Raw genomic sequence first — 14,572 nt, 5'->3', positions numbered from 1 at the left:
GGCCTGTCCTTAGATATTACGTATGCTGAAATAACAGTTCCATGATGCGGAAGCCGCTCGGACGATCGGCGCCGGGTCAACCGGCATCCGCATAGCCGTCACCATGGATGCCAGCATGACCACCAAGGAATACGCCAGCATGAAGCTTGCCGAATTCAACACCGCGGAGCCCGCCACGGCCCAGGCCACCCTCCGGCCCTGCATCGACGTCACCCGCTGGGTGGAGGCCGTGGCTGCAGCCCGGCCGTTCGCCAGCCGGGACGGGCTCCTGGCGTTCGCCGCGGACGCAGCCAAGCCGTTCACTCCCGCCGAAGTCGAAGCCGCCATGGCCCACCACCCGCGGATCGGGGAACGCCCGACGACGGCCGGCACCGAGGCGTCCATGTCCCGTTCCGAGCAGGCCGGGGTTGACCCGGCAGATACCGACGCCGCAGAGGCCCTCGCCAGGGGGAACCGGGAGTACGAGGAAAAATTCGGCCGGGTCTTCCTGATCCGGGCCGCCGGACGCACCGCACCGGAAATCCTGCAGGCACTGAACCGGCGGCTCGCCAACTCCCCCGAAGAAGAAGACACCATCGTGGCCCAGCAGCTGCGCGAGATTGCCGTGCTGCGGCTTGAAGGACTGATCAGCGAATGAGCGTTTCCCACGTCACCACCCACATCCTTGACACCGGCGCCGGACGCCCGGCGGCGGGGGTCGCCGTCGTCCTTTCAAAGAACGACGCCGGCACCTGGCGCGAGCTGGCGGCCTCCAGCACCGACGCCGACGGCCGGGCAAAGGACCTGGGCCCCGAGCAGCTGGAACCCGGGCAGTACAAACTGAACTTCGCCACGGGAGAGTACTACGCCGGGCTGCAGACAGCCACCTTCTTCCCCGAGGTTGACCTGGTCTTCGAAGTGACCGGCCCTGAGCACTACCACGTCCCCCTGCTCCTGAGCCCGTTTGCCTACTCAACGTACCGCGGGAGCTAGCGCGGACGTCAGGGCCGGCGTGTCAAGCAGGTAAACCGAATGTCACGGCGGTCACAGTTCCGGCATAGGATCTGGAGGTATGGCTTCGAATAGAGACCCGGAATCCGATACCGACGCCGAGGGCGGCCAGTCCGGCGGGGTGCAATCCGTGGAGCGCGCCCTGACCGTGCTGGAGATCCTGGCCCGGGACGGCCATGCGGGCGTGAGCGAGATCGCCGAGGAAATGGGGATCCATAAGTCCACCGTCTCGAGGCTGATGGGTTCGCTCGTGACCCGCCAGATGGTCCACCAGAACAGCGAACGGGGCAAGTACCAGCTTGGCTTCGGGATCCTCCGGCTGGCCAGCTCCATTCCCGGGCGGCTGAGCCTGGTCCACGAGGCAAGGCCGGTCCTGGAAAGCCTTGCGGACGAGTTCAAGGAGACCGTCAACCTGGCGGTACTGCGTTCGAATTACGCCGTTAACGTTGACCAGGCCATGGGACCCTCAACGCTGGCCACCCACGACTGGGTGGGGAGCCTGACGCCGCTGCACGCCACGTCCAGCGGCAAGGTCCTCCTGGCCGCGCTGGAGGCCGACGACCGGGACCGCATCCTGAAGGAGACCGGCCTGGCCGCCCGGACCGCCCGGACCATCACCAGCCGCAAGGAACTGGACGCTCAGTTGCTCAAAGCAGCGGCCGACGGGTATGCCGTGGTGCGCGAGGAGTTCGAGATCGGCCTGAATGCCGTTGCGGTTCCCGTGCGCAACCACCAGGGAACCGTGATTGGCGCCATCAGTATTTCGGGGCCGGCATTCCGCTTCGACCCGGAGGGGATTCCAGGCCTGCTGGATACATTGAAGGAAGCAGGCCATAAGGTCAGCGCCAACATGGGCTACCACGGCCACTAAGAAAATGGGTGACCCCCGGCTGGACCGGGGGTCATTTTTTTATGCAACGGGTCCCTCGCTTCGCCTGGTGAGCAGCGACTCCGCACCCCGTAACACCCTTGACTTTCAAAGTGACGTACAGCACTCTTGTTGCTTAGCGCGAACTCTGTTGATCTTTGCGGAACACCTCCCCACAGGGCCCAATGCCCTGCCACCGCTGGCCAACGGCCAGGCGGCGATTCATCCCCGGATTGCGCTGCCCGATGCCCAGCACTGAACGCAAGCCCATGGACTAGCCAAAGGACCCGCTTTCGTGGCCATTAACAGTGATCTCACCTCCGCCAAGCCAAAAGTGCCGCCTTCCGATGGAATTCCCGCCGAGCCTCCGGGCGCCGGGCACGAGGAATCGACGGCCCTTCCCGCCGTCAACGAACACCAGCAGATACTGGAGGAACTGCGGCAGAGTAACAGGGAGCAGGCCGTCTCCCAGCGCCGCGACCGGAAGCTGACGCTGGACAAGGCCACGTTCGGCATCACCGGCGCCATCGCCCTCGCCTTCGTGGTGTGGGGATTTGCCGACAAGGACAGCCTGGCCACCACGTCCAAAGACGCCCTGGCCTGGGTCATGGAATACACCGGCTGGCTCTTTATGGTCCTCGCGTCCCTGTTCGTCGTGTTTGTCCTGTGGCTGGCCCTGGGCAAGTTTGGCAACATTCCGTTGGGCAAGGACGGCGAAAAACCCGAGTTCCGCACGGTGTCATGGATCGCCATGATGTTCGCCGCCGGAATGGGCATCGGCCTGATGTTCTACGGGGTGGCCGAGCCGCTGTACCACTTCGTCTCGCCGCCGCCCGGAACCGTTGACGGGCGTACCCCCGCAGCCATCCAGACGGCCATGGCCACCTCCATCTTCCACTGGACCCTGCACCCTTGGGCCATGTATGCAGTGGTGGGCATTGCCATGGCCTACGGCACCTACCGGCTGGGACGCAGGCAACTGATCTCCGCCGCCTTCACCTCGCTGTTCGGCATCAGGACCGTTGAGGGGCCGGTGGGAAAGGTCATCAACATCCTTGCCATCTTCGCTACGCTCTTTGGCACGGCCGCGTCACTGGGTCTCGGCGCCCTGCAAATTGGCAGCGGCTTCACGTCGAACGGCTGGACAGGCGAGGTCGGAACACCTGTACTCGTGGCCATCGTGGCGATCCTGACAGCATGCTTTATCGCTTCCGCCGTATCCGGCATCAGCCGCGGAATCCAGTGGCTGTCCAACGTCAACATGGTCCTTGCCGTGGTCCTCGCCGTCATCGTGTTCGTGGCGGGCCCCACTCTCTTCATCCTTAACCTCATCCCCTCGGCGATTGGCGACTACCTGCGCGACCTGGCCGAGATGTCCTCCCGCACCGAGGCCGTCGGCGACGAGGCGCTGCGGACCTGGATGTCCGGCTGGACGATCTTCTACTGGGCCTGGTGGATTTCGTGGACGCCCTTCGTGGGCATGTTCATCGCACGGATCAGCCGCGGCCGGACCATCCGGCAATTCGTCACCGGCGTTCTGCTGGTGCCCAGCCTCGTCAGTGTCATCTGGTTCGGCATCTTCGGAGGGACGGCCTTCCACATCCAGCAGGAAGCCGACAAAGCCGGTACGCCGGGCCTGATGACCGTCACCGACGGCAAAGCAACCATCGATTTTGATGGGGCCTTGTTCAACCTGGTGAAGAATCTCCCCCTGCCGGGGTGGATGATTGCGGCCGTGATTGTCCTGGCCATGGTCCTGGTTGCAATCTTCTTCATTACCGGCGCCGACTCCGCCTCCCTGATCATGGCGTCGCTGAGCTCCAACGGCAGCTCCGAACCCAAACGTGCCCTGGTCATCTTCTGGGGTGCCCTCACCGGCGCCGTGGCCGCCGTCATGCTTTTGGCCGGCGGCGACCAACCCTCCGAAGCATTGTCGGGCCTGCAGCGGATCACCATCGTCGCGGCCCTGCCCTTTGTCATCGTGATGCTGCTGCTCTGCTTCGCCCTCACCAAGGACCTGCGCAGAGACCCCCTTTCCCTGCGCCGCCGGCTGGCGGACTCTGTGGTGGAGCGGGCTATCCGGACCGGAGTGGAGCAACACCGGGGCGCGCAGTTCGACTTTGTGACAAAGCACGAGTGCCCGGACGGATGCGCCGACGGCCAGCCGTGCCAAGGCAAGGGGCCGGATCTGGAGAAGGCAGCCGCACCGTAGGGAAACACCCGAATTTGGCCCCGGCGCAGCATGCGCCGGGGCCAATCCTTCACTGGCCCTGCTGGTGGGACTCTGCGGCCACCGAGAAGCTAGGCGTTGAAGAGTGCCTCGCGCACCGCATGTTCGAATCCGCTCACGTGCACCTTGGCAAGCTCGGAAGCCCGGTCCTCGTCGCCGTCGATAACGGCCCGGAGCAGATCGAGGTGTTCGCGCACGTGGTGCGACAGGTCCGGCAGGCGGTCGATCACCATGCACCAGATCCGCGTTGCCAGGTTGTCGTACCGGATCAGGATGTCCTCCAGGTGCGGGTTGGCGGCGGCGGCATAGATGCCTTGGTGCACCCGGGCATCCAGCTGCAGCGTCTCGGTTACGGTTGCCGCGGCAACGTCGAACGCCTCGACCTTCTCGAGCGTGGCCCGCAACCCGTCCCGGACCGCAGGGGAGGCCACCCGTGCGGCCCGGGCGGCCGCAAGGGGCTCAAGCTGGGCACGGATCTCCGAGATGAAGGAAAGGTCCGTCACGTCCACCCGGGTGGCGAAAGTGCCCCGCCGCGGGTAGGTCTTCACCAGCCGGTCCAGCTCCAGCCGCTTCAGGGCTTCGCGCACCGGAGTCCGCCCCATGCCCAGGTTTTTGGCAAGGAGTTCGTCGTTGAGCAGCTCGCCGGGTTTGATTTCCAGCATAAGCAACCAGTCGCGGATGCTCTCATAGGCGACATCTGCCAGCGACTTCCTGCCGTCGTCGTCCCCCACCGCCAAAGCTCCAATTGCCATGCTGAGCCCCTTCTTCGCAACTTGGGAAAAACTATTGACCTCGCCTATGGCCCAGTATACGCTGGCATCCAATCTAATATATCAGTCCGCAGCTTTTGAATATATCTAGTAGAAGGAGGAGGGACATGACCCTCATCGCAACAGCTTCAGCAACCGCTACCCTGCCAGCGCTCAAGGAAGAGCCGGCACGGAAGTTCGTTCTGACCTTGTCCTGCCGGGAGCAGGCCGGAATCGTGCAGGCCGTGACCACATTCCTCTTTGAGCGTGGCTTCAACATCGACGAACACCAGCAGTTCGATGACAGCCTGCGTGAGACACTCCACCTGCGCACCGCGTTCTCCGGCTCCCACGACTACACGTCGGCGATGCTCGAAGAAGAGTTCGCCGGCATCGCCAGCCGCTTCGACATGAAATCCAGCTTCCACGACCAGACCCCCAAGCGGGTCCTGGTCATGGTGTCCAAGTTCGGCCACTGCCTGAACGACCTCATCTTCCGCTGGCGCGGCGGCAGCCTCGGCGCAGAGCTGGTGGCGGTCGTTTCCAACCACGAAACCCACCGCGCCATGGCGGAAGCCGCCGGACTGCCCTTCATCCATGTCCCTGTCACCCCGGACACGAAGGCCGATGCCGAGCGCCGGCTCCTGGACCTGGTGGATGAGTACAACGCCGACCTCGTGGTCCTGGCCCGCTACATGCAGGTGCTCTCGGACGACCTTTGCCGGGCACTGGAGGGACGGGCCATCAACATCCACCACTCGTTCCTCCCCGGTTTCAAGGGCGCACGCCCCTACCACCAGGCCTACGACCGCGGCGTCAAACTGGTGGGTGCCACCGCCCACTACGTCACGGCGGACCTGGATGAGGGTCCGATCATCGAGCAGGAAGTCATCCGCGTGGACCACACCTATGGTCCGGCGCAACTGTCCACCGTGGGCCAGGACGCCGAAGCGCTGGCCCTCTCCCGCGCCGTCCGCTGGCACTGCCAGCACCGTGTGCTGCTGGACCAGACCAGCACCGTGGTGTTCCGGTGAGCACCGGCCCTTACCCAGGCACAATCCGTAAAGCAGCAGGAGAGACTACCTTGGAATCGTCGCCACGCATTGTCATTATCGGAGCCGGCATCGTCGGCACCAACCTCGCGGATGAACTCGTCACGCGGGGCTGGAACAACATCACCGTCCTGGACCAGGGGCCCCTCACCATGCCCGGCGGCTCCACCTCGCACGCCCCGGGACTGGTCTTCCAGACCAATCCCTCCAAGTCCATGGCCCTGTTCGCCAAGTACACCGTGGAAAAGTTGCTGTCCCTGACCGAGGACGGCACCAGCTGCTTCAACCAGGTGGGCGGCCTGGAAGTTGCCACCACCGAAACCCGCCTCTCGGACCTGAAGCGCAAGCTCGGTTACGCCTCCGCCTGGGGCATCGACGGCCGGATCCTCTCCCCGGCGGAGTGCAAGGAACTGTACCCCCTCATTAACGAGGAGGAGATCCTGGGTGGCCTGCACGTCCCCAGCGACGGCCTGGCCAGCGCGGCGCGGGCCGTGCAGCTGCTGATCAAGCGCACCGAGGCTGCCGGCGTGAAGTACCAAGGCAACACCACCGTCACCGGCATCGAACAGTCCGGCCGCCGCGTCACTGGCGTCCAGACCTCCGACGGGGTGGTCCCGGCAGACATCGTGGTCTCCTGCGCCGGCTTCTGGGGTGCAAAGATCGGCGAAATGATCGGCATGACCGTCCCGCTGCTCCCGCTGGCCCACCAGTACGTCAAGACCACCCCGGTCCCGGATCAGCAGGGCAAGAACGAGCTGCCCAACGGCGCCCGGCTGCCCATCCTGCGCTACCAGGACCAGGACCTCTACTACCGCGAGCACGGGGACCGGTACGGCATCGGTTCCTACGCCCACAAGCCCATGCCCGTAGACCTGGACGAACTCGGCACCTTCAAGCCGGACGAAATCAGCGAGCACAACATGCCGTCCCGGCTGGACTTCACGGTGGAGGACTTCCTCCCCGCCTGGGAGGCCACCAAGCAGCTGCTCCCCGCCCTGCGCCAAAGCGAAATCGAGGACGGCTTCAACGGCATTTTCTCCTTCACTCCCGACGGCGGCTCCCTCGTTGGCGAGTCCAGGGAACTCGACGGCTTCTTCGTTGCCGAAGCCGTCTGGGTGACCCACTCCGCCGGCATCGCGCGCGCTGTGGCCGAACTCCTGGTGGACGGCAAGTCCTCCATCGACCTGGGCGACTGCGACATCCACCGCTTCGAGGATGTTCAGCTGACGCCCGAATACGTCAGCGAAACCTCGCAGCAGAACTTCGTGGAGATCTACGACGTCCTCCACCCGCTGCAGCCCAAGCTCTCCCCACGCAACCTGCGTGTGTCCCCCTTCCACGCCCGCCACAGGGAACTCGGCGGCTATTTCCTCGAAGGCGCCGGCTGGGAACGGCCCTACTGGTTCGAGGCCAATGCCGAATTGCTCAAGGAAATGCCCGCGGACTGGCAGCCTCCGGCACGCGATGCCTGGTCCGGGATGTTCAGCTCCCCCATCGCCGCAGCCGAGGCCTGGAAGACGCGGACCGCCGTCGCCATGTACGACATGACGCCCCTGAAGCGCCTCGAAATATCCGGCCCCGGCGCCCTGAAACTCCTGCAGGAGCTCACCACCGCCGAGCTGAACAAGAAACCCGGGGCGGTCACCTACACGCTGCTGCTTGACCATGCCGGCGGCATCCGCAGCGACATCACCGTGGCCCGCCTGTCCGAGGACACCTTCCAGCTGGGCGCCAACGGCAACATCGACACCGCCTACTTCGAACGCGCCGCCAGGCACCAGACCGAAGGCGGCGGCGCCGGCGATTGGGTCCAGGTCCGCGACACCACCGGCGGCACCTGCTGCATCGGCCTGTGGGGTCCGCTGGCCCGGGACTTGGTCAGCACCGTCAGCAGCGACGACTTCACCAACGACGGCCTGAAGTATTTCCGCGCCAAGAAAGTGGTCATCGGCGGCGTGCCGGTCACCGCCATGCGCCTGTCCTACGTCGGTGAACTGGGCTGGGAGCTGTACACCAGCGCCGACAACGGCCAGCGGCTCTGGGATGCACTGTGGAAGGCGGGCCGGCCGTTCGGCGTCATCGCAGCCGGGCGGGCAGCGTTCAGCTCGCTCCGCCTGGAAAAGGGCTACCGTTCCTGGGGCACGGACATGACCACCGAGCACGACCCCTTCGAGGCCGGCCTGGGATTCGCGGTGAAGATGGCCAAGGACTACTTCGTCGGGAAGGCCGCCCTGGAAGGCCGCACCGAGGAGAACTCAGCGCGTCGCCTGCGCTGCCTCACGGTCGACGACGGCCGCAGCCTGGTGCTTGGCAAGGAACCGGTGTTCTACAAGGACCAGGCAGTTGGCTACGTGACCAGCGCCGCCTACGGCTACTCGGTCAGGAAACCGATCGCCTACTCCTACCTGCCCGCCGACGTTTCGATCGGCGATTCCGTGGAGATCGAATACTTCGGGCGCCGGATCGTCGCCACGGTCACGCAGGACCCCCTGTACGACCCCACCATGACCCGGCTCCGCGGGTAGGGCCATGATCAGCTCGGAGTCAATCGGCAGCTACCTCACTAGGCTGGCCGCCAGGCAGCCGACGCCTGGCGGCGGTGCTGCCGCGGCGCTGCACGCGGCCCAGGGTGCAGCGTTGGTGGCCATGGTGGCGCGCTACACCACCGGCGCCAAGTATGAGCCGCACGCACCCCTGGTGCAGCGCATTACGACGGCAGCCGACGGCCTTATCGACGAAGCGCTGCACCTGGCCGAGGCGGACGAAGTGGCCTTCCAGGCAGTCATCGATTCCTACAAACTGCCGTCCGGCACGGCTGAGCTCAAGGCCGCCCGCGCAGCCGTGATCCAGTCAGCACTCATCCAGGCGGCTGAAACACCCGCCCGGCTGGTCACGTTGTCCGGCGAGATCGTGGACCTGGCCACGGAGCTGTACGACGTCGCCAACGCCAACGTCATCAGCGACGTGGCAGCGGCCGCAGATGCCGCCAGGGCAGCCGCCACTACTGCACGGGTGAACATCGACATCAACGTTGTGGCAGTCAAGGATCCGGAGGCACGCGCCCGGCTTGCGCGGCAGACGGACGGCATTGAGGAAAAGGTGGTCTTGGCGGCAGATGCCCTCTCGGCCCGCGTGCGCGAAAGGATCCTTGGTTGAGCACCACAGTACTTTCCGGGAAGCCGTTGGCCGGTTTGTTCCACCAGGAGGTCCAGGCACAGGTCAGGTCGCTGGAAGTTGAGGGCGTCCGCCCGGTCGTGGCAGTGGTCATGGCAACCGGCGACGAATCAACGCACTGGTACGTCCGTTCCATCGAGCGGGCAGCAGAGCGCGCCGGAGTCGGCTGCCGGATCATCGACCTGGGACACGACGCAACGGAGCCGGTCCTGGCCGGCGTCCTGCGGGACCTCAGCGCCGAACCCTCCGTCAACGGCATCATCCTGCAAACACCGCTGCCTCCGGGAGTCCGGACCGACAACTTGGTGGGCCTCATCGCCCCGGAAAAGGACATTGACGGCGCCAATCCACTGAGCCTGGGACGCCTTGCCGTCGGCCAGCCGGCCTTTGCACCGGCTACCGCGCGCTCCGTCGTCGAAATCCTGGAGCATTACCGGATTCCGCTGGCGGGCAAGGGCGTTGTGGTGGTGGGCCGGTCCGCCGTGGTGGGCAAACCATTGTCCCTCCTGCTGCTGGCACGCGACGCCGCCGTGACGGTCTGCCATTCCAGGTCCGGGCCGCTGGCGCGCTATACGAAGGATGCCGATGTGGTGGTGGTCGCCGCCGGCCGCGCCGGACTTCTGGGAGGCAGCGACGTCTCCTCCCAAACAGTGGTGGTCGACGTCGGCACGAACGTCCTTCCCGACGGCTCGCTGGTGGGTGACGTAGACGAAGCCAGCGTCACCGGGACAGCAGCAGCGCTCACTCCGGTTCCCGGCGGCGTGGGCTCAGTGACCACGGTTTTGCTGCTCCTTCACACCGTAGAGGCAGCACGCAGGCAAGTGTCATCCCCGCCGCTGGCGCCCGAGGCCCCGGAGCTCCAGGTCCTGGAAGCCGCAGGCTAGGAACGCCACAGCGTTGGCAACGGGCGTCCCGTTCTCCGTGAAAGGTGCTTCGATGGGCCTAAGACCTGGGGAGGTATTCCTCATCGAAGCACCGTTTTCGGAAAACGGGACCCCGCAACAGCCGTGCCCGGAGCGCGCAACAGGAACGCTTACGGGCTACGTCTTTCTCAGGACACACTCTTGACATTGGGTGTGGGCTAGCGCACGATTTTGTTGCATACAGCGAACGTTGTTGATCATCACGGAACGTAAATCTCCTGGATATGCTCCTCCCGCCCTTCCGAGGCCACCCGCGATGGCATGGAAGCAGCCGGACAGAATTTATGAAGGCCGATCCGAGGGGGAGCCCGGCCCGCAACTCGGCCGCACACGCTGCCGCATCCACGCGGCAGCGCCAGATCACTAAAGGAAACTGTTTATGACTATCAAAGGTGCCAGCACCATCGATCAAAGCAGTGCCGAAGGGACCAGCTCGAAGTTCAAACGCCGCTTCATGGTGCGGCTCGTCGCTGTCTTCATCGGCGGGATGTTCCTCGACGGCTACATCCTCGGAATCATCGGACCCGTCACCGGCCCCATGCGGTCAGACCTCCAGCTCGACGCACTGTCCCTGGGCATGATCGCCGCAGGCCCGCTGGCCGGTATCTTCGTCGGCTCCCCGCTGGCCGGCTGGGCTACTGACAAGTTCGGACGCAAGCCCATGTTCCTCGTGGACATGGGCCTGTTCCTGGTTGCCTCAGCGGCCCAGTTCTTCGTAACCTCCGGAGACGGTGCCGTGATCCAGCTGGCCATCATCCGGTTCATGATGGGTGTCGCTATCGGCGGCGAGTACTCGATCGGCGGCCCCTTGTTGTCGGAGTTCTCTCCTCCAAAGCTCCGCGGGCGGTTGCTCGGGCTGACCCTGATCGCCTGGTACGTCGGTTTCATGATGGCATTCATCATCGGCACGCTCCTGCATGAGGCCGGCACCCCCTGGCGCCTCGTCATCGGGACGAGCACCATCCTCGCGTTCGTCCTGTTCCTCGCCCGCATCGGCCTCCCCGAATCGCCAAGCTGGCTCATCACCAAGGGACGGCGTGACGAAGCACTGGCGATTGCCCACAAGTATGTCGAATCGCCGCAGATGCACGACAGCATCACCGAGGAGATCGACCTGCGGATGATCCAGGAGGCCCAAGCCGCAAAGGGCAGGACCAAAATCAAGAACGCCTCCTTCGGAATGCTGTTCTCGAAGGAACACTGGCGCGCCACCGTCTTCACTTCCGGTTTTTGGTTCTGCGCGGTCACTCCATACTTCGCGATCGCGACCTTCGCCGACGACGTGCTCACGCAGTTCGGCTTCGGCGGCGGCTGGGCCGGTGGAGTGGGCTTGTCCGCTCTTGCGGCCGCGGGTGTCGTCACCAGCGTGCTTCTGATTGACAGGCTCGGCCGCCGGATCCTCACCGTGCCCGGGCAGTGGCTCTGCGCAGGCATCCTGCTGGTCATCGGGGTCTGGGCTGACGCGCCGGCGATCCTGGTGCTGGCCCTGTTCCTCGCCTTCTCCTTCTTCAATGCCGGCTACACCACCTTGACCCAGGTCTATCCGGCCGAGGTATTCCCCGGCGACCTGCGCGGCATCGGCATGGGCTTCGCCGCGGCCTTCAGCCGCATCGGAGCTGCACTCGGCACCTTCGCCCTGCCGTGGGCGATCAGCAACATCGGCATGGGCCCAAGCATGGTCGTGGCAGCCGCCGTCGCATTAATCGGCGCAATACTCTCGCAATGGCTCGCGCCTGAGACGAAGGGGCGCACCCTCGCCGAGATCTCAACCAACTTCTCGCACTGACACCGGGCAACCGGCCGCAACCCACAGGAGGCCTTCGCCGCACCAGCGGCGGAGGCCTCCGTCATGCCCGCCCTTCCCGGAGCCAGCCTGGACCCGCTGAAACAGTGACGGCAGCCGCAGCAACAATGCCGGAAACCCTTGACATTCCTTGTGAGCTACGCCACCGTGTTGCATATAGTGCTGCGCGTTGCTTATAGCGAAGCGCGGAGCCACGCACCAACCAGGAGAACCACGAACCATGAGCGCATCACCCCGCGTCGTCATCATCGGAGCCGGCATTGTCGGCACCAACCTCGCCGACGAGCTGGCAAGCCGCGGCTGGAATGACATCACCGTCGTCGAACAGGGCCCGCTGGAGCTGGCAGGCGGCTCCACGTCGCACGCTCCGGGCCTCGTATTCCAGAACAACCCGTCCAGGACCATGACGGAATTCGCGACCTACACCGTCAACAAGCTGCTCGCCCTGGGCAAGGATGGCCAGTCCTGCTTCAATCAGGTGGGCGGCCTTGAACTGGCAACGACTCCGGAGCGCCTGGCGGACCTTAAACGCAAGATGGGCGTGATGACCTCCTGGGGCGTCGAAAGCCGGATCGTGGATGCCGACGAGTGCGAAAAGATCTACCCCCTGCTGACCACGGGGAAGCTCAGCGGCGGCCGGGAAGTCCTGGGCGGCCTGCTCATCCCCACCGACGGCCTCGCCCTGGCGGCCCGCGCCGTCCAGCTGCTGATCGAGCGCACGCGCGAACACGGCGTCACCTACCGCGGGTCCACCACCGTCACCGGCATCGCCCGTGAGGGCGGCAAGGTCACCGGCGTCGAGACCTCCGCCGGACTCATTCCTGCCGATATCGTGGTGTCCTGCGCAGGGTTCTGGGGCCGTGAGCTCGGCAAGTTGGTGGGCCTGGAGGTGCCGCTGCTGCCGCTGGCCCACCAGTACGTGGTCACCACGCCCCTCGCCGAACTTGAGGGCGTCAACGAGCTTCCCAACGGCGCCGGCAAGCCCATCCTTCGCTACCAGGACAAGGACCTGTACTACCGCGAATGGGGCGACCGCATCGGCATCGGCAGCTACGCCCACCGGCCGATGCCGGTGGACATGTCCGCACTGCCGAAGGTCCCGGCCGGGGAGATGTCCGACCACCGCATGCCCTCCCGGCTGGACTTCACCCTGGAAGACTTCGTTCCCGCGTGGGAGGACAGCCAGGACCTGCTGCCGGCACTGCGCAGCACCGAAATCCAGGATGGCTTCAACGGCATCTTCTCCTTTACCCCCGACGGCGGCCCGCTCATGGGCGAAGCACCGGACCTCGAGGGCTTCTTCGTGGCCGAAGCCGTGTGGGTCACGCACTCCGCCGGCGTTGCGAAGGCCATGGCAGAGCTGATCATCGACGGCCAGCCGCAGACAGACCTGCACGGCTGCGAACTGACCCGTTTCGAGAAGGTGCAGACCTCGGACGCCTACGTCAGCGAAACCTCGCAACAGAACTTCGTGGAGATCTACGATGTCATGCACCCGCTGCAGCCGCGAGAATCCCCGCGCGACCTGCGGGTCAGCCCCTTCAACGTCCGCCAAAAGGAGCTGGGCGCGTTCTTCCTGGAATCCGCCGGCTGGGAACGCCCGCACTGGTTCGAAGCCAACCGCGCGCTCCTCGAAGAACTTCCGGCCGAATGGCAGACCCCGGAGCGGGACTCCTGGTCCGCAATGTTCCACTCCCCCATCTCCGCAGCCGAAGCGTGGAAGACGCGCACCGCCGTCGGACTTTACGACATGACGCCGCTGAAGCGCCTCTCCGTCGCCGGCCCGGGCGCGCAGGCACTCCTGCACCGGCTCAGCACGGGCAACATCGCCAAGAAGCCGGGTGCCGTGACCTATTGCCTGCTGCTGGCGGACGACGGCGGCATCCGCAGTGACGTGACCGTGGCAAGGCTGGCCGAGGAGGAGTTCCAGCTGGGCGTCAACAGCAACGTCGACTTCGACTACCTCCGGGTGGAAGCCCGCCGGCAGTCCGCCGCCGACCCCGGCCAGTGGGTCCACGTCACCGACATCACCGGCAGCACCTGCTGCATCGGTTTGTGGGGTCCGCTGGCCCGCGAGGTGATTGGCAAGGTCAGCACCGACGACCTCACCAATGACGGCCTGAAGTACTTCCGGACCAAGGAGATCTCCGTGGGCGGCATCCCCGTCACGGCCATGCGGCTCTCCTACGTCGGCGAACTCGGCTGGGAGCTCTACACCACCGCCGAGTACGGTTTGAAGCTCTGGGACCTGCTGTTCGAGGCGGGCCAGGAGCACGGCATCATCGCTGCCGGCCGCGGCGCCTTCAACAGCATGCGCCTTGAGAAGGGCTACCGGCTGTGGGGCACGGACATGACGTCCGAGCACCACCCGTACCAAGCGGGCCTCGGTTTCTCCGTGGCCAAGGACAAGACCGGATTCGTGGGCGCCAAGGCCCTGGCGTCGCTCCGCGAGCAGCCGGCGGCGAAGATGCTGCACTGCCTGACGGTCGACGACGGCACGTCAGTGGTGCTGGGCAAGGAACCGGTGTACGTGGCCGGGGAAGCCGCTGGTTACGTCACGAGCGCGGCGTATGGCTTCACCATCGGCAAGCCCCTTGCCTACGCCTGGCTGCCCTCGTCGGTGTCCGAGGGGGACGCCGTGGAGATCGAGTACTTCGGCCGGCGCGTAGCCGCCACCGTCTGCGCCGAGCCGCTCTTTGACCCGGGCATGGAGCGCCTCCGCGGCTGATCTGCCCCATCCACCACAAAGGTGGTTGGGCCTGCTTGAGACCGGCAGGCCCAA

At 65.4% G+C, this 14,572-nt stretch carries 11 protein-coding genes; 10 read left to right on the top strand and 1 reads right to left on the bottom strand.

What is annotated here, in order from left to right; genetic code table 11:
- Window positions 1–139: 139 nt before the first annotated feature.
- The 4 genes from uraD (at window position 140) to C563_RS0104520 (ending at window position 4,070) form a co-directional block, all read left to right on the top strand.
- Window positions 140–637: a 2-oxo-4-hydroxy-4-carboxy-5-ureidoimidazoline decarboxylase gene (gene uraD / locus C563_RS0104535; protein WP_026264365.1), complete on the top strand. Its 498-nt coding sequence runs from the start codon at window positions 140–142 to the stop codon at window positions 635–637.
- Window positions 634–972 carry a hydroxyisourate hydrolase gene (gene uraH / locus C563_RS0104530; protein WP_018760849.1) on the top strand — a complete coding sequence of 113 codons (339 nt, stop codon included), beginning with the start codon at window positions 634–636 and terminating at the stop codon, window positions 970–972. Before uraD ends, uraH begins: the two co-directional genes overlap by 4 nt.
- A gap of 79 nt (window positions 973–1,051) precedes the next feature.
- Complete coding sequence (locus C563_RS0104525) at window positions 1,052–1,861, top strand: IclR family transcriptional regulator (protein ID WP_018760848.1); 810 nt, start codon at window positions 1,052–1,054, stop codon at window positions 1,859–1,861.
- Window positions 1,862–2,153: 292 nt separating this feature from the next.
- On the top strand, window positions 2,154–4,070 hold the full coding sequence (locus C563_RS0104520; protein WP_018760847.1) for a BCCT family transporter: 1,917 nt from the start codon (window positions 2,154–2,156) through the stop codon (window positions 4,068–4,070).
- A gap of 89 nt (window positions 4,071–4,159) precedes the next feature.
- Here the strand turns inward: C563_RS0104520 and C563_RS0104515 are convergent, their stop codons facing one another.
- A complete protein-coding gene (locus C563_RS0104515; protein WP_018760846.1) occupies window positions 4,160–4,840 on the bottom strand; it encodes a GntR family transcriptional regulator in 681 nt (226 codons plus the stop codon).
- A gap of 125 nt (window positions 4,841–4,965) precedes the next feature.
- Between C563_RS0104515 and purU the strand changes: the two genes are divergently transcribed.
- From purU to C563_RS0104485, 6 genes are all read left to right on the top strand, one after another.
- Window positions 4,966–5,871 carry a formyltetrahydrofolate deformylase gene (purU, locus tag C563_RS0104510; protein ID WP_018760845.1) on the top strand — a complete coding sequence of 302 codons (906 nt, stop codon included), beginning with the start codon at window positions 4,966–4,968 and terminating at the stop codon, window positions 5,869–5,871.
- Between the two features lie 50 nt (window positions 5,872–5,921).
- Window positions 5,922–8,414: a GcvT family protein gene (locus C563_RS0104505; protein ID WP_018760844.1), complete on the top strand. Its 2,493-nt coding sequence runs from the start codon at window positions 5,922–5,924 to the stop codon at window positions 8,412–8,414.
- Between the two features lie 4 nt (window positions 8,415–8,418).
- Complete coding sequence (locus C563_RS0104500; protein WP_018760843.1) at window positions 8,419–9,045, top strand: cyclodeaminase/cyclohydrolase family protein; 627 nt, start codon at window positions 8,419–8,421, stop codon at window positions 9,043–9,045.
- Entirely contained in the window at window positions 9,042–9,947 is a 906-nt protein-coding gene (locus C563_RS0104495; RefSeq protein ID WP_018760842.1) for a bifunctional 5,10-methylenetetrahydrofolate dehydrogenase/5,10-methenyltetrahydrofolate cyclohydrolase, read from the top strand. The genes C563_RS0104500 and C563_RS0104495 overlap by 4 nt, the downstream gene beginning before the upstream one ends.
- A 418-nt stretch (window positions 9,948–10,365) precedes the next feature.
- Window positions 10,366–11,772: an MFS transporter gene (locus C563_RS0104490; RefSeq protein ID WP_018760841.1), complete on the top strand. Its 1,407-nt coding sequence runs from the start codon at window positions 10,366–10,368 to the stop codon at window positions 11,770–11,772.
- Window positions 11,773–12,010: 238 nt separating this feature from the next.
- Window positions 12,011–14,518 (top strand): GcvT family protein, encoded by a 2,508-nt coding sequence (locus C563_RS0104485; protein ID WP_018760840.1) that lies wholly within the window; start codon window positions 12,011–12,013, stop codon window positions 14,516–14,518.
- Window positions 14,519–14,572: the final 54 nt, after the last annotated feature.

It is taken from the genome of Arthrobacter sp. 135MFCol5.1 (genome assembly GCF_000374865.1).
GTDB lineage: Bacteria > Actinomycetota > Actinomycetes > Actinomycetales > Micrococcaceae > Arthrobacter.
This window is presented reverse-complemented; position numbering and strand designations above follow the sequence as displayed.

What these genes read in the sequence shown, in the direction of transcription:
- uraD (WP_026264365.1), top strand. Translation starts at nt 140, where the DNA reads ATGAAGCTTGCCGAATTCAACACCGCGGAGCCCGCCACGGCCCAGGCC.
- uraH (WP_018760849.1), top strand. Translation starts at nt 634, where the DNA reads ATGAGCGTTTCCCACGTCACCACCCACATCCTTGACACCGGCGCCGGA.
- C563_RS0104525 (WP_018760848.1), top strand. Translation starts at nt 1,052, where the DNA reads ATGGCTTCGAATAGAGACCCGGAATCCGATACCGACGCCGAGGGCGGC.
- C563_RS0104515 (WP_018760846.1), bottom strand. Translation starts at nt 4,840, where the DNA reads ATGGCAATTGGAGCTTTGGCGGTGGGGGACGACGACGGCAGGAAGTCG.
- purU (WP_018760845.1), top strand. Translation starts at nt 4,966, where the DNA reads ATGACCCTCATCGCAACAGCTTCAGCAACCGCTACCCTGCCAGCGCTC.
- C563_RS0104500 (WP_018760843.1), top strand. Translation starts at nt 8,419, where the DNA reads ATGATCAGCTCGGAGTCAATCGGCAGCTACCTCACTAGGCTGGCCGCC.
- C563_RS0104490 (WP_018760841.1), top strand. Translation starts at nt 10,366, where the DNA reads ATGACTATCAAAGGTGCCAGCACCATCGATCAAAGCAGTGCCGAAGGG.
- C563_RS0104485 (WP_018760840.1), top strand. Translation starts at nt 12,011, where the DNA reads ATGAGCGCATCACCCCGCGTCGTCATCATCGGAGCCGGCATTGTCGGC.